The organism is Edaphocola aurantiacus, assembly GCF_019797745.1.
Taxonomy (GTDB): domain Bacteria; phylum Bacteroidota; class Bacteroidia; order Chitinophagales; family Chitinophagaceae; genus Edaphocola; species Edaphocola aurantiacus.
Window position 1 is genome coordinate 154329 of record NZ_VOSI01000001.1, and the last position, 16346, is coordinate 170674.

Here is a 16346-nt window from a genome sequence, read left to right on the forward strand (position 1 = left end):
AAAGCATATATGTATTATTTGCAAGCATAACACATAAATTAAGGGGTATAAAGCAAAAGAGCGGCTATTGCCGCTCTTTTGCTTATGGTTGTAATTGAGGTTGTGGTTCGATTTGTTTCATGACCCAATCCATTTCCGGATCCTTATCATTTTTCTTGTCTTCGTAGCTCGGGATAATCTCTTTATCCGGGAAGATACCTCTTCCTTTTACTTCCGTTTCATTTTCCGGACGAATGTGCATCAGGCCCATTCTCCAGGGCAAACGGGAATGTGGCAAACGGAACAGCGGCATTACTCCTGCAACCGTACCGTTAAAGTCTCCGCCGGTTTCTTCTCCAACGAATGTAACATTAGGCAAGGCTTTCAGCTCAGAAGATAACAGACAGGCAGCAGAGAAACAGCCACCATTGATCAGCACATAGATCTTGCCCTTGAACGCATTGGCCCGCGGCTTGTTTTCATCTGTACCATATAAGTTATGATAATAGTATTTTCCGTCATCTTTACGCGTACCAAAGAAACGGTCTCCGGCATAGAACGGATAGAATAGTGCCATAAACGGATAGGCAAACTTAGGTACCCGCTGGAATAAACCGGCGCGCAGCATACTCGTTTTGGACACTACCTGTGTAGGTCTGTAAAAAGTAAAGTTGGTATCGGCCAGGTATTCATACAGTTTTACAATCTCCTTGGCACTACCACCAGGGTTATCCCTGATATCCAGGATCAGTGTGCTACAGTCCTGTTTGCGGATGGAATCAAATATCTCTGCATATGCTTTACGGAATTGCCCGCCCATAAACTGCCTGATGGTTACAATAGCTACAGCACTGTCTTTGCCGGCAAAGCTCAGGCTACGGGTATACTTCTTCGTTTCCTTATCATACCCATAAACATTCTGGTTGCGCTCTTCCTGTTTTTCGGTTTCTTTTTTGGCCAATGCTGTCGCTTTGGCTACAGAATCCTGTTGTGCAACAGAATCTTTCACTACCGGCGAAACGGTTGTTTTGGCAATCTTCTGCTTTTCTTTTTTAGGTATTTCCTCTTCAGCTGTAGTATCTTTCAGGCGGTGCACCATTGTAGTAAATGTTGAGTCGCCCTGGCGCATCACAAATGGCAGGCTGTCATTCACGCCAATCTCTTCTATCAGGTATACCGGGAACCTGCGGGCAAATATCTTACGGATAAAGGTCTGGTTATATCCATCGGAAGTAAAGGTATTTCTGTACTTTTCATACAGTGCTTTAGTCCAGACACCTTTTATAGCCAGTACCTCTGCACCTCTTTTGATCTCTTTATGTATAGAATGATTATTGAGCACATACAATTTACCCTGTTCCCAGAAGTAGTCAAACTGGGATACCGGCCCTTTCCCCGCTTCATTCATGGCTTTTGCTTCTTTGCGGGTGTATTTTTTAGCCAGGGGCAGCATAGTCATATGACCCTGGTGCACTGAAGCAACTACCGGACTGATGGCCAGAAAGAACTCATTTGGGGTCATGCGGTGGTTTACTACCTTACGCAAACTGTCAAATTTATAGGCCATGGCCTCTTTACTCGTATACCAGTCGTAATTCGGATGCTTCTTAATCAGTTTCTTTTCTACAAAATTTATATCTTTCTGCAGCTTGTGAACAGATATGGCTGTATTGCGCAGCCTGTTATTCCGCTCCACAGATTTGCAGGCACCGAACAGCAAGGTAAAGGATAGTAGGGTAAATATTTTATACATGATGATAAGAAAAATTATGTGACGAAAATACAGTTTTAAACTGCAATTTTCTACCCCATTAAGGGGTATTTGCTGTAAATTTTTTTTTGCACTAAAAAGCGCCCGGAAAATCATCCCGGGCGCTTTTATCATACTTATAAATATGGTGCTTAAAACTTAGCGGCTATTTTAAAATTGATCAGTCTTGAGGTTAAACGATTAGGAATATAGAAGTTCATATCTGTATTCAGCGACTGGATGTACTCATACGAAAGTGTATTCGAAATACCCAGCAGGTTAAACACTTCCAGGCTCACCCATACTGATTTCACGCCTTTAAAAATACTGTAGGCACGGGCAGGGTTCTTCACCCCGTCAAGCAGCAAGGCAGAGAAACCTATATCTACTCTTTTATAATCCGGCAGACGGAAACTTTCTACTTTATTGAAGGTATAACCGGGAGGCGGCACCGGCAGGCCGGTTGCATACATCATGTTCAGGTATACTTTAAAGTTGTGGTTCTGCGGCAGGTAATCGGAGAAGAATACCCCAAAGGTTACACGACCATCGGTAGGACGTGGTTTATAATCGCCATAGGTATTGGTTGCCGGGTCCAGTATGCGCTCCATAGTCTTCAGGTAGCCCAGGCTCACCCAGGATTCTGCATCTTTTACCAGGTCACCGAACAATCTTACTTCTCCACCGTAGGCATAACCTTTACTGTTGTTATTGGCCGCATAGCGGATACGTACATTGTCATATTCGTAAGGCACCAGGTCCCACAATGATTTGTAGTAAACCTCAGCTGTAAGTTTGAACGGACGATCGCCTAATGCAACGAAGTTATAATCCGTACCGGCGGCGAAGTGTGCTGATTTCTGTGCTTTCAATGCAGTATTCAGAGTACCGTCCAGTGCACGCATCTCCCGATAGAATGGCGGTTGGGCATAAATACCCGCCGCTATCTTAAACAGGATATTAGCGTCCCAGTCCGGCTTGAAGCTGAAGTTTCCTCTCGGGCTCCAGAGCATTTCTTTATTCAGGAAAGAATAGGTTCCTCTCAGGCCAAGGCTCAGGATCATATCCTTATTCAGTAAAATATTGTCCTGCACAAATGCAGCAACTTTATTATAGTTCAGTTCATTGTCTGCACGGAAGCTCTGGTACATATTCACCTGGTACGGATCGTATGGAATAGAGAACCCGGCACTGTCTCTGCGCTCCCACTCCATCAGGCGGTCATAGATCACCACATGAGATAAGTCAGCCCCGAAAGAGAGGTAGTGCTTCCCTCCATCGTAGGACCCACGTAAACCAACATTGGCCACAGCTGCCTGCAGGAAGTTGCGGGCATAGCGGTGTATGGCACCGGAACCCAAACTGATCTTATCTTCGCCCAGGTTTTTACTACCCAGATCCAGCTCTACCAGCGATAACTGATACTGGCTTAAGATATCAAAAGTTTCCTGCTCATTAGACTGGAACATACCGCCCAGTACTTTCAGTTTCAGGCGGTCATTAGGTTTATAAGTAAGAGATACACCTCCGAAAGCATTATCAAACTGGTCTATTTCAGAACCATCATACAATACATTAAAGGCAAGCGCCTGTGTAATGGAACCGAATGCAGTACGGGAACTCTCGGGTTCAAAACGGAAGCGGTTCAGGGCATAGTTACCGATAAACTCCAGCTCCAGGCTGCGCGATATTTTATAATTGATTAAAGCCTGCAGATCGCTGAATGAAGGATTGTACTGCCCTTTTGTGACCTGAGACTGCAACAGGTAGCGGTTCGATTTCTGACGGAAACCGATCAGGTAAGTCAGTCTTTGTTTTTTGGAAGCACCTGCCAGATGGGCCTGAAAGCCCAACAGGCTTACCATTGCCGAACCGGAAAAGGATTTAGGTCTTTTATAAGTTACATCCAGGACTGAAGACATTTTATCACCATACTTCGCCTGGAAACCACCTACCGAAAAGTTTACACTACCTACCAGGTCAGTATTTACAAAACTCAATCCCTCCTGTTGTCCGCTGCGGACCAGGAAAGGACGGTTAATTTCAAAATCGTTGACATAAACCAGGTTCTCATCAAAGTTACCGCCACGCACCGTATACTGGGAAGTCAGCTCATTTCTGCTGCCGACCAATACCTTCAGTTGTCCTTCAATACCTCCGATAGTGCTCGGCAGCTTGTCGACATCTTTAGTATTGATACCAATGGTACCCACATCACCTCTTATCTTCTCATCTTTTACTTCTACCTCATCCAGTAAGGTTGCATTCTGCTCCAGGTATACGTTTCGCACCAGGTGCTGCCCTGCTTCTACTGTCACATTGAATGGTTCTGACTCATAACCCAGCAGAGATGCTTTCAGGTTCAGTCTTTTGCCGGAAGGGATTTCAATAGTATAATTACCCAGTGAGTCGGAGAATACGACAAGCTCTGTTTTCTGCAGCTGTACCTGCGCATCCCGTATAGGCTTACCTTCGGTATCCATGATTTTCCCGGACAGGGTACTGTTCTGCGCTACAGCAAACAGGCTGCTACACAGGCAGCCAAAGAGTATGAATAAGTTTTTTTTATATTGCATAGTGATCTTTCAAGTAAACGAAAATCCGGTACGGATTATTGCTACCTTTTAGGGTGGGCGTTCCTGCTCTTGCAGGTAAAACGGGTTTCGGGCGGGGGGTTAGCGCTTTTTCTGATACATACGGTTGATGTCATTACCGCAACCACAACCTTTTTTACCGGTTGCACAGCTTTGCAGGCAAAGTGACAGCACCATTAATACACCCAATATTCCCCATATTTTATTACGCTTCATTTGTTTCAACCATTTAATATCCGCCGGATGGTATTCCTGTTTTTTTCTTTTCTTTGTGCACAGGATCATTCCGGATGCGGATTGTGTCCTTCAAAATTATAAAAATAAAGGCATAAATCGTTTATCCCTACATAATCTTTTCACATTGTCTGCTCTTCCTAAAAAAATACTGATTGCACCGCTGGACTGGGGACTGGGTCATACTACCCGATGTCTTCCGGTCATAGCTGCATTGTTGCAGGAAGGACACACCGTTGTTGCAGCAGCAGAGGGTGCCCCGGCAAGCATATTGAAGACACAGTTTCCGGGGTTGCAGATCCTGCCTTTAAAAGGATATGACATTCGCTACAGCCGCAATGCCAAGATGCTTATGCCTAAGCTGCTCCTGCAGATTCCCAGGATCATCGGGCGCATTATATATGAACATCGCTGGCTGAGACGGGTACAGGCACAACATCAGTTTGATATCATCATTTCTGATAACCGTTACGGATTATACCATCCGGTGCTGACATCCATTATCATGACCCACCAGGTGCAGATCTTAAGTGGTATGGGCAGGCTTGCCGATAAAGTATTGCTGTCCCGCCACCGAAGTATGCTGGAGCGTTTTGATCAATGCTGGGTTGTCGACGATGCGACTAAAGGACTTTCGGGTATACTGGCCCATCCGGAAAAGATGCCGGCTAATGCCACCTATATAGGCCCCTTATCACAGTTTATGCGATATACTACGCCGGATACTACAGGAGAACACTGCCTGGTTTTATTATCCGGACCGGAACCGATGCGTAGTCAGCTGGAGCATATACTCTGGCACCAATGCTGTACCCTGACCGGCTACCGTTTTGTTTTTGTTGCCGGAAACATAAAAGGTAAAACTCCGGATCATTGTCCGGAACATATACAATATTATCCTTACCTGGGCGGTACCGCGCTGCAAGAGGCCATGACCAGGACACAGCTGGTGATCTGCCGCAGCGGCTACTCTACCCTTATGGACCTGGACTACCTGCAAAAACCGGCGATACTGATTCCTACTCCGGGACAAACGGAACAGGAATACCTGGCCCGCTACTGGGCAGATTCAGGCAGGGCGGTACACTATAGCCAGGACAATATTCAACTGGAAGCAGGGATCGCACATATATACAATAAGCACCATAACATCTCACCAAAAACCAGTACAGACCGTAATGGCAATGCGCTCAAAGCCTTGTCCCTATGGCTTCGGCAGCAGCTTTACAAATAAATTCATAAATCGCCCAGTTTCGGTTGTTAAAATCATTACGCTTTAGTAATTTTACAGCCGAAATACAAAATCGGCTCCGGTTTTGTTGATTTTTTAAATATATTTTCTGCAATACAGCAATATTATGATAGAAATTAAAGTGCCTCCTGTTGGCGAATCAATCAGTGAAGTAACCCTTGTTACCTGGATCAAAAAAGACGGAGAATGGGTAGATCGTGATGAAGTAATCTGCGAATTAGAATCTGAAAAAGCAACTTTCGAATTAAATGCAGAGCAGGCGGGTATCCTCCACCACGTTGCACAAGAAGGAGACACTATCAATATCGGCGATATTGCCTGTAAAATTGACGAAACTGCTGAACGCCCTGCGGGTGCAGCGGCTCCGGCTCCGGAAGCAGCTCCTGCTGCTGAAGCGCCAAAAGCTGCAGCAACAACTCCTGCTGCTCCGGCAACCGCTATTGCTGCTGATGTAAAAGCGACTCCTGTTGCGAAGAGCATGATGGCTGATAAAAATGTAAACCCGGGTAACGTTACCGGTACGGGCGCTAATGGCCGTATCTTCAAAAGCGATGTCCTGGCTGCATTAGAAAACCCTGGTCGTCCGGTAGGCAAACCTTTATTCACTCGTGAGGATAAAGTACAGAAGATGAGCAACCTGCGTAAAACAGTATCTCGTCGCCTGGTAGAAGCGAAAAACACTACTGCAATGTTGACTACTTTCAACGAAGTAGACATGACAAACATCATGAGCATCCGTAAGCAGTACAAAGATAAATTCAAAGAAAAACACGGTGTGAACCTGGGCTTCATGTCCTTCTTCACCAAAGCCTGTACCATCGCACTGCTGGAATGGCCTGCTGTGAATGCTTATATTGACGGTGACAATATCGTTTACCACGAATACTGTGATGTATCGATCGCGGTATCTGCGCCTAAAGGCCTGGTAGTACCGGTGATCCGCAATGCAGAAAGCATGGGCATGCACGAGATCGAAGGTAAAATCGGCGAACTGGCGGCTAAAGCCCGTGACAACAAACTGACGATCGAGGAAATGACCGGCGGTACCTTTACTATCACTAATGGTGGTGTATTCGGTTCCCTGATGTCTACTCCTATCATCAACATCCCTCAGTCTGCGATCTTAGGTATGCATAAAATACAGGATCGTCCTATGGCTGTAAACGGTAAAGTGGAGATCCGTCCGATGATGTACCTGGCACTGAGCTATGACCACCGTATTATTGATGGTCGTGAGTCTGTAGGTTTCCTGGTACGTGTAAAAGAATTACTGGAAAATCCGGAGCTGATGCTGATCGGCAAAAGCCCTACTCAGGCATTACTGGAATTGTAATTACAGCATTATACATAAAAAAAGCACTGACCCCTGGTCAGTGCTTTTTTTATGCCCTCCCCTGTGAGCAAACATCTTTCTCCGCGTTGGCTTACACTCATTACAGAAGAGTTCTGTGAAAAAAATTCCGGGATTTGCTAAGATTTTCTTAAAACAATACGTCTTATCTCTTAACAGCATCCCTGTATCATCCTGAAACAACATAACAATCGAAATTATGAAGAAAAAAATATTAAGCCTGTGCCTGCTCGGCATGAGTATAGGCCTGTTTTCCTGCAACCGGGGCGCCCCTATACAGGGCACGGTGTGGGTGCCTAAATACCTGAGCAAATCTGAGGCCCGGGACATCCGGTCCAAACCACCGCAGGCAGTAAGCAGCGGAGGCAAAATATATGCCTGGCAAGATTTTGTGTTTCAGCTGGAGTCTAATGCCGGTATACATGTATACAAGCTGGTAGATCAGAAACCGCAACCCTATAAATTTATACAGGTATACGGTGCCCAGGAGCTCTCGATCAGGGGCAATTATTTATACACCAATAATTTTACCGATATCGTAACCCTGGACATCAGCAATATGGACCAGGTGCTGGTAAAATCGCGGGTGGAAAATACTTTTGCCTTAGGCACTTCTACCCTGCCGCCGCAGCAAGGATTTTTCCAGTGCGTGGATACCACAAAAGGTATTGTTGTCGGATGGGAAAAGAAAAACAATATTGAAGCTACCTGTAAATACTAATCTCCATGAAAAAAGTCATATATACAATCCTTACGCTGGTGAGCCTGGCCAGCCTTTGCGGCATCACTTCCTGCAGTAAAGACGGGTACAGCGAGATGTCGCCTTCGACAGGAACGGGAGGCTCTCTGGCAAGATTTACCATTTCCGGTAATTACCTGTATGCAGTGGATCAAAATGCGCTCAAAACGTACCGTACGAACACCGACGGCAGCCTGAATCATGTATCTACCGTGGTATTGGGTGCAGACATTGAAACAATTTATCCTTACAAGGATAAATTATTCATCGGTTCCCGAGAGGCCATGTACATTTATAAACTGAACAATCCGGAGTTACCGGAATTCGAGCAGATGGCCTCACATGTGCGTGCCTGTGACCCGGTTGTAGCAAAGGATAATTACGCTTATGTAACCGTTCGCTCGGGCAATACCTGCGGCGGAACGGTAAACGCACTATATATTTACCAGGTCGACAACCTGAATTATCCGCAATTATTAAATACCTATTCCCTGCATGGCCCTTACGGTCTGGGTATAAAAGACAACACCCTGTATGTGTGTGACGGAGCGGGCGGCCTGCGCATCTTTGATGTAAGCAACCCTTCCGGAGCAACATTAACAGGCACCCGTGCCGGGTATACGTTCTACGACTGCATTCCATACGATTATGACAATGTGCTGATCTGTATGGTAGATGGTGGTATGGTGATCTATGACATCAGCAATCCGCAGGACCCTGTGTTCCAGTCGCAGACATTTTAAACAAGGCTTATTGACATACGGCATATTACAAGGATAACGGGCAACAGTACATCTGTTGTCCGTTTCTTCTTTAATACAGATTATGTAACTTGCAGCACAAATTAAAAAAGCGCAATCGAAGCATGCATCCTATCGAGTATATATTCCCCATACTGGCGGAACCCAAAAAGATATTTATTACCACTCACCAGAAACCGGATGCGGATGCTTTAGGCTCCTCTCTCGGACTGTACCATTACCTGATCCAGAAAGGACATGAGGTAACGGTAGCGATCCCAAATGAGCTTCCTGACTTTCTGCACTGGATGCCGGCTATCGAAACAGTACTGAATTACGAATCTGAACCAAAGATGTGTGAGCAGGCTATTGCAGCCAGTGACCTGATCTTCTGCCTGGACTTCAATCACCTGAGCCGCATCAAAGGGCTGGAAGCACCGCTGAGAGCAGCTACACAACTGCGTGTACTGATCGATCACCACCTGCAACCGGAAGCTGACGTATTCTTTTGTGGCACCAGCAATCCTGACAAGAGCAGTACCTGTGAGATGATCTTTGACTTTATACGCCAATGCGGAGATGAAGACCTGATCAATAATGCAATCGCGCAATGTCTGTATACCGGTGCAATGACCGATACCGGTTCATTCCGATTCCCGGCCACTACAGCAAGTGTACATGAAATGATTGCCTTTTTCAAGCATCGCGGCCTGGAGCACAGCATCATCCATCAGCATGTTTATGACAGCTGGAGTGCAAACCGTATGCGTTTCATAGGCTATGCGCTGCATCAGAAAATGGACATCGCCCCTTCGGGCAAGTATGGTATCATTGCATTGTCCTCCAAAGATATGGAGCCCTTCAACCTGATGTCGGGCGATACAGAAGGCCTGGTAAACTATCCGCTAAGCATTGAGGGCGTACAGGTTGCGGTACTGATCACAGAAAAAAACGGAGAAATAAAAATGTCTTTCCGCAGTAAAGGAAACATAGATGTTAGTACATTTGCAAGGACCCATTTTAACGGTGGCGGTCACTTTAACGCTGCAGGCGGCAGATCTGACCTGGGTTTTGAAGCCACTATAGAAAAACTGAAATCACTAATCGGTAACATTATACCATAAATAAAACAGATAAATTCATATCATGAAATTAAACACTTTATTATTCAGCTGTGCCATTGCAATGGCAGCGACTGTTTCCTGCAAAGGCCAATCTTATGAAAAAACTGCCAGCGGACTGGAATATCGTTATGAGCACAAAGGCACCGGTACATATGTAAGCAAACCTGGTGATATGGCGAAAATGCACATCACTTATAAATTAAGTGACAGTACGTTTTTCGATTCTCACAAAATGAACAATAATCAACCGGTAGATCAGCCTTTACAAAACCCTAGTTATAGCGGCGATGTATTTGAAGGTTTACTGATGATGAAAGACGGCGATAAAATGGTCTTCAGATTACCGGCTAAGACATTCTTCGAAGCGATGAAGCAACCAATGCCTGAGTGGGTAAAACCTGAAGGATATGTAACCTGGGATGTAGAAATGGTATCCGTTAGAAGCAAAGAAAAAGTAGAACAGGAGCAAAAAGAGCGTGCTGCCAAACAAAACACTATTGATGACGGCATTATCCAGAAATACCTGAAAGACAATAAAATCGTGGTGAAAGCGTTACCTAAAACTCCGGTTAAGGCTAACCCTAAAGTAGCCTACAAAGATGCTTCCGGCATTTATTATATCGTACAGAAAACAGGTACCGCTTTACCAATCGGTAACGGCAAAAAAGTATCTGTAAACTATACCGGTAAATTACTGGATGGTACTGTATTTGATTCTAACGAAGATCCTAAATTCAACCACGTACAACCAATTGAGTTTACCGTAGGTCAGAGACAAATGATCTTAGGCTGGGACATCATGGTGTCTAAAATGAAAGTAGGTGATAAAGTAACGGCTATTCTGCCATCTTCTCTGGCATACGGAGAGCGTGCTATGCCGGGCAGCCCTATTAAAGAGAACAGTGTATTATTATTCGACATCGATCTGCTGAAAGCAGAGTAATTTGTACGGATGAGCATATAAAAATGGTTATGGCGCGCCTCTGGTGCGCCATAACCATTTTTATATGCCATGATAATTTGTATTTTTAGCCCGTAAATATTCCTGATGAAATTATATCTCCTTGCACTGATCGGCCTGCTGGCCTTCGGAAACAAAGTAAGCGGACAAGACAAATTATATTGTACCAACAATCCCTACCGCAGCTGGTGGAATGTAGTGCATTACACCCTGGAGGCTAGCATACCCACAACGGCTGAAAGTATCAACGGCACGGTAACCATTCACGCAGTAGCGACGCAGCATACAATCGACACCATACAGGTAGACCTGCAATCGCCCCTGCAGTTAAGTACGGTCAAGGTTAATGGTATATATCGCCCTGCTTTAAAAAACGGAAATGCTTACCTGATCCCTACCGGTTATATCATGAAAAACGATACTTTTTCTGTAGTGCTGCAGTATCAGGGCGTACCGGTACAGGCAAAGAAAGCCCCCTGGGATGGTGGTTTTGTAAGACAGAAAGATGAACAAGGCAAACCCTGGATTGCGGTTGCCTGCCAGGGCATAGGTGCTTCGGTATGGTTTCCCTGCAAGGATTACCCGGGAGATGAACCCGAACTGGGAGCTGATCTCTATTATACCACAGATGCGGCGTATACCGCAATAGGTAATGGCGCATTAATCGAAACCAATAATAATGGTGCAACAGACAAAGAATGGCATTGGAAAGTCAGCAAGCCTATAAACCTGTATGACATTACTTTTTATATCGGAGATTATACGCACATGCGCGATACCTTCCGGGGGCTCAATGGCACCCTGCCCTTGGATTATTATGTATTAAAATCAAATGAAGCCAAAGCCCGCAAACAATTTGAGGTAGTAAAACCGATGCTGCGCGCTTTTGAATACTGGATGGGCCCCTACCCTTTTTACCCGGATGGCTACAAGCTGGTAGATGCACCTTACCTGGGTATGGAGCACCAGAGTGCGGTGGCTTATGGCAATGGATATAAGATGGGCTATGCGGGTGCAGACCGCAGCCAGACCGGCGTTGGTTTATTGTTTGATTTTATTATTGTCCACGAGAGCGGGCATGAATGGTTTGGCAATAATGTGTCGATCAATGATGTGGCGTACTCCTGGATACATGAAGGTTTTACAACCTACTCAGAAACGTTGTTAGCAGAATCACTATTCGGTCAGGAAAAGGCTTTTCAATACCAGCGGGGCTGCTGGAGGCTGATCCGCAATGATAAGCCTATGGAAGGCATGCCCGGCAACTGTGACGGCGGCAGCGGAGATCATTATGTAAAGGGCAGCGCCATGATCCATATGATCCGTATGCTGATGAAGGATGATCAGCAGTTTCGCCAATTATTACATGATATTGGCAGTACCTACGGCTATAAAGCTATATCCGGACCGGAGCTGGAACGCTTTATCATAAAGCGGACTAAGCTGAAATTAAAACCATTGTTTGCACAATACCTGCGCACTACCCAGGTACCGGAACTGGTCTTAACCAGAACAGGGAAAGGATTTACCTATCAATGGCAATCCTGCATTGAGGGGTATAACATACCCGTACTGGTATATATCGACGGACAAGCAAAATGGCTCCGGCCTACAACTAAGGTCAAACAGTTTAAATCTGCAACTGTAAAAGAAGTGAAGCCCAGCCCGGACTTTTATATCCGTTGTAAGGGTTTAGAATAAAAGGTGTTTTACCGTATGCCCGTTGTTGATCAGTTGCTTCAGTGATTCTATACCGATCTGTAAATGCAGGTTTACATAATTCTGCGTCACAGAAACATCGCTTTTAGAGGTTTTCACGCCATCGGGTGTCATGGGTTGGTCCGAAACCAGCAGCAAGGCCCCGGTTGGGATCTGGTTGGCAAACCCGGTCGAGAAGATGGTCGCCGTCTCCATATCTATCGCCATAACCCTAATCGTTTTCAGGTATTCTTTAAACTGGTCATCATGCTCCCAGACCCTCCTGTTGGTGGTATATACCGTGCCGGTCCAGTAGTCTTTATGGTGATCGCGTATAGTGGTTGAAATCGCTTTCTGCAGGGCAAAAGCCGGCAGGGCGGGCACTTCTGGCGGAAAATAATCATTACTGGTCCCCTCTCCTCTTATGGCCGCAATGGGCAGAATAAGGTCGCCTACAGCAGTTTTACTCTTTATACCGCCGCATTTGCCCAGAAACAATACGGCCTTAGGGGTAATAGCGGATAAGAGGTCCATAATAGTGGCAGCAGTGGGACTGCCCATACCGAAATTAATTATGGTAATACCGTCTGCAGTAGCACAGGTCATGGGCTTGTCTCTGCCCACCACAGGTACCTGGTGCATTTCGGCAAACATCTCTACGTAGTTCTGAAAATTGCATAACAGAATATAATCTCCAAAATGCTCCAAAGCCTGGCCGGTATAGCGGGGCAGCCAATCATTAACTATTTCGCTTTTTGTTTTCATATGGCAATTTAGCACATTTTCCCCGCCAATTAAAGCTACTACAAGCATTTAATAAAAAATTAAAGGGCTTACCCGCGCTGCAAATGCCGGATTTTTTAGGCATCTTTGCGCATCATGATTGCACTTGAATTTCCGGAACCTTCATTCAATATTAAAGTGGAACTGGGTAAGCAGATGATATTTGATGCCTTCCGCAAAAAATACGTCATCCTGACTCCGGAGGAATGGGTGCGTCAGAATGTGCTGGCCTCGCTGGTGCAAAAGGCGCAATATCCGCAGGGCCTGATCTCTGTAGAAAAACTACTGCTCGTGAATAATATGCGTAAGCGGTATGATGCGGTAATCTATGACCATGACCGCAAACCGTGGATGCTGCTGGAGTTTAAAGCCGCTGCTATAGACCTGAATGAAGATACCCTGAAACAGACCCTCAATTATTACAAAATGCTGCAGTGCCCGTACTTTATGATCAGTAACGGCCAGCAGACTTTTTGTGCAGAAAATAAAAATGGATTACTGAGCTGGCTTACCGCGCTGCCCGTTTATAATTTTTGAGTACTCCTCCCCGTTAATGATCTTCTGTGCATCATTCAGCATCTTATCACTACGGTTCATCACTTTATAGTACCCTTCATTGCTATACAGAATCCTTGCCCAGGAAGCTTTTACATAGTTTTGTAACAGCTTCATTTCATTAGGTTTGATGCGTACGATCATGGCATATTGCGGTGAGATCTCATTGCCTACGGCATCCAGTGCACGGGACAGGCTGGGATCGAAATACACCCTTGCGTCAAAATCCCGGAAGGATTGTAAGGACTTAAATAACTTATAATGACTCAGAAAATACTGATAAATGAACTGGTCTAATCTTGGATCATTAATAATTTTGGCCAGTACCGGAGAGTAAGATTCTTCATCGCGGGTTACGGTAACATCAGGCTCGATACCGCCACCACCGTATACCACACGGTTATTTTCTCCTGTATAGAATTTTGGTCCGCGCATCATTGTATCTATCCCCTCACGATTCTGCTGCTGCTCCCAGAAGTACTTATCACGGCCATCTTCGTAAGAGCGCTGTATGCTACGGCCTACCGGCGTATAATAACGGGCTACGGTAATGCGCATGGCTGCACCATCACCCATTTCAAACTGTTCCTGTACCAGACCTTTACCGTAAGTATTACGGCCTATGATCACGCCGCGGTCCCAGTCCTGCACGGCACCGGCCAGGATCTCACTGGCAGAGGCACTGGCCTCGTCTACCATAATCATCAGGCGACCTGTCTCAAAAATACCGTTGCGATATGCATTATAATTCTCTCTACCGATCTTGGACCCGTAGGTATATACCAGCAGTTTATTGCCGTTGATAAATTCATCAGCGATCTCTGTAGCAGCCTCCAGGTAACCTCCGGCATTCTGGCGCACATCCACGATCAGTTTTTTCATCCCGCTTTCCTTCAGGTAAGTGCAGGACTTCAGGAATTCGTCATAGGTATTGGCAGAGAATCTTTTGATCTTGATATATCCGGTTTCTTTATCCAGCATATACGCCGCATCAATACTACCCACCGGTACCTCTCCTTTCTTTACTTTCAGGGTGATGGTACGTTGTTCGATCGGACGATACAGGGTAATGTTTACTTCCGTAGCAGGATTTTTACGCACGCGGCGCACCAGTTCTGCCTTGGATACATTCACCCCGGCGACAACGGTATCATTGATCTTCAGTAACTGATCACCGGTTTCGATACCGGCAAAGAATGCGGGACTGTTCAGCGTGATCATGGATACCATAGGGGTATCGCGTACAATCTGGTATTCCATACCCACACCCTTGAAGTTACCTTCCAGCGTGGCGTTCACGGCTTCAAAATCTTTAGCGGGAATATAAGAAGTATGCGGATCGAGGTGGCTTAGAATACCCTCAATCGCATCGTTATACAAAGAATCGGAGCTGATAGAGTCGACATACTTTTCATGAATGATGTCGATCATTTCTTCCAGACGGTCATTGCGCTCCAGGATGGTCGCAAAGTCTCTTTTACTGCCCAGGTATTTATTCAGGTAAAAACCGGCAACAAGCCCAACTATCAGTACAATAGCGAGCATTAAAGGAATCCAGATGTTTTTGGTACGAATTTTGGGCAGCCGGTCGGACATAATGGTCAATGAGTATGCAAAATTAATTGAATATTAATGTAAACACCCAATTTTTTTTATTTATTGACCTATATTAACCCACAATATGTGCATAAAAAATCAGGGCACTAATACCTTGATAGCCTTAGGCATTATACTGATCCCGATTGGCTCGCCCGCATGGCAGGAAACTGCGTCTCCATCTACCTGCATGATATTATTCTGAGGGTTGCTGATCCGGATTTCCTTACCGGAATAATGCTGCACATAACGGCTCTCCTGTATAGCTCCCATAAAAGCCTGCAGCCCGATAACCGGGGTAAGCAGACTGGGATGCTCCCGGATCACTACAATATCGAGCATACCATCGTTCAGCTTGGCCTGCGGGGCAATGAAGAAGTTATACCCGAGTTGCGGTGCATTCGCTATGGTAATCATAAAGGCTTTTTCGCGCACCTCTCTTCCGTCGATATTCAGTACCCAGTCCTGGGCTTTAAACCTGCGAAAGTGTTTCAGGATAAGACTGAGGTATGTTTTAAAGCCGCGTGCATCATTGCCTTCAAAGGCTTTGGTAATAAGGGCATCAAAGCCGACACCCGTATTGCTGATGAAGTAATGGTCATTAGCCATTCCCACATCCAGCGCCTGTACATTAAAACTATTGATAACTTCCAGTGCTTTTTCCAGCTTTAAAGGAATGCCTATAGAACGGGCCAGGCCATTTCCCGAACCTTTGGGAATAATGCCCAGTATGGTATCACTACCCTGCAGTCCGGTCACTACATCATTCAAGGAACCATCACCGCCCACAGAAACGACGATGTCGATACCATCTGCAGCGGCTTTCCGTGCCAGCTCTATACCATGTTTGGGGTATTCGGTATAGGCAAAACGGATATCAAAAACAGATTTATCCAGTATGTTTACGATCGCATCCTGTATCGCTTTTACCCTATCAACACCCGCTTTGGGATTGATGATAAACAGGATTGATTTCAGTTCAGACATAAA

At 45.5% G+C, this 16346-nt stretch carries 14 protein-coding genes; 8 read left to right on the forward strand and 6 right to left on the reverse strand.

Annotated features, from left to right (window positions below; genetic code table 11):
* Positions 1 to 82: 82 nt before the first annotated feature.
* From FTD44_RS00655 to FTD44_RS16120, 3 genes are all read right to left on the reverse strand, one after another.
* Entirely contained in the window at positions 83 to 1732 is a 1650-nt protein-coding gene (locus tag FTD44_RS00655; RefSeq protein WP_222164699.1) for a S41 family peptidase, read from the reverse strand.
* 149 nt (positions 1733 to 1881) lie between these two features.
* Positions 1882 to 4305 (reverse strand): TonB-dependent receptor, encoded by a 2424-nt coding sequence (locus FTD44_RS00660; protein ID WP_222164700.1) that lies wholly within the window; start codon positions 4303 to 4305, stop codon positions 1882 to 1884.
* 99 nt (positions 4306 to 4404) lie between these two features.
* Entirely contained in the window at positions 4405 to 4539 is a 135-nt protein-coding gene (locus FTD44_RS16120) for a hypothetical protein (RefSeq protein ID WP_262707777.1), read from the reverse strand.
* A 145-nt stretch (positions 4540 to 4684) separates the two neighbouring features.
* Between FTD44_RS16120 and FTD44_RS00665 the strand changes: the two genes are divergently transcribed.
* From FTD44_RS00665 to FTD44_RS00695, 7 genes are all read left to right on the forward strand, one after another.
* A complete protein-coding gene (locus FTD44_RS00665; protein WP_222164701.1) occupies positions 4685 to 5791 on the forward strand; it encodes a glycosyltransferase in 1107 nt (368 codons plus the stop codon).
* Positions 5792 to 5915: 124 nt separating this feature from the next.
* The gene (gene odhB, locus FTD44_RS00670) at positions 5916 to 7142 is read left to right on the forward strand and encodes a 2-oxoglutarate dehydrogenase complex dihydrolipoyllysine-residue succinyltransferase (RefSeq protein ID WP_129021158.1); all 1227 of its coding nucleotides are present in this window, start codon (positions 5916 to 5918) and stop codon (positions 7140 to 7142) included.
* A 217-nt stretch (positions 7143 to 7359) separates the two neighbouring features.
* Positions 7360 to 7881, forward strand: a complete 522-nt coding sequence (locus FTD44_RS00675; protein ID WP_222164702.1) for a hypothetical protein — start codon at positions 7360 to 7362, stop codon at positions 7879 to 7881.
* A 5-nt stretch (positions 7882 to 7886) separates the two neighbouring features.
* The gene (locus tag FTD44_RS00680; protein ID WP_222164703.1) at positions 7887 to 8642 is read left to right on the forward strand and encodes an LVIVD repeat-containing protein; all 756 of its coding nucleotides are present in this window, start codon (positions 7887 to 7889) and stop codon (positions 8640 to 8642) included.
* Between the two features lie 122 nt (positions 8643 to 8764).
* Positions 8765 to 9763 (forward strand): DHH family phosphoesterase, encoded by a 999-nt coding sequence (locus FTD44_RS00685; RefSeq protein WP_222164704.1) that lies wholly within the window; start codon positions 8765 to 8767, stop codon positions 9761 to 9763.
* A 22-nt stretch (positions 9764 to 9785) separates the two neighbouring features.
* On the forward strand, positions 9786 to 10706 hold the full coding sequence (locus FTD44_RS00690; RefSeq protein ID WP_222164705.1) for an FKBP-type peptidyl-prolyl cis-trans isomerase: 921 nt from the start codon (positions 9786 to 9788) through the stop codon (positions 10704 to 10706).
* Positions 10707 to 10811: 105 nt separating this feature from the next.
* A complete protein-coding gene (locus FTD44_RS00695) occupies positions 10812 to 12425 on the forward strand; it encodes a M1 family metallopeptidase (RefSeq protein WP_222164706.1) in 1614 nt (537 codons plus the stop codon).
* Here FTD44_RS00695 and FTD44_RS00700 read toward each other — a convergent pair.
* On the reverse strand, positions 12417 to 13187 hold the full coding sequence (locus FTD44_RS00700; protein ID WP_222164707.1) for an AMP nucleosidase: 771 nt from the start codon (positions 13185 to 13187) through the stop codon (positions 12417 to 12419). The genes FTD44_RS00695 and FTD44_RS00700 overlap by 9 nt on opposite strands.
* A gap of 114 nt (positions 13188 to 13301) precedes the next feature.
* Between FTD44_RS00700 and FTD44_RS00705 the strand changes: the two genes are divergently transcribed.
* On the forward strand, positions 13302 to 13742 hold the full coding sequence (locus tag FTD44_RS00705; RefSeq protein WP_222164708.1) for a type I restriction enzyme HsdR N-terminal domain-containing protein: 441 nt from the start codon (positions 13302 to 13304) through the stop codon (positions 13740 to 13742).
* Here the strand turns inward: FTD44_RS00705 and FTD44_RS00710 are convergent.
* Both FTD44_RS00710 and FTD44_RS00715 read right to left on the reverse strand, forming a co-directional pair.
* Positions 13701 to 15356 carry a S41 family peptidase gene (locus FTD44_RS00710; protein ID WP_222164709.1) on the reverse strand — a complete coding sequence of 552 codons (1656 nt, stop codon included), beginning with the start codon at positions 15354 to 15356 and terminating at the stop codon, positions 13701 to 13703. The genes FTD44_RS00705 and FTD44_RS00710 overlap by 42 nt on opposite strands.
* A gap of 99 nt (positions 15357 to 15455) precedes the next feature.
* Positions 15456 to 16343: a diacylglycerol/lipid kinase family protein gene (locus FTD44_RS00715; RefSeq protein WP_222164710.1), complete on the reverse strand. Its 888-nt coding sequence runs from the start codon at positions 16341 to 16343 to the stop codon at positions 15456 to 15458.
* Between the last annotated feature and the right edge of the window lie 3 nt (positions 16344 to 16346).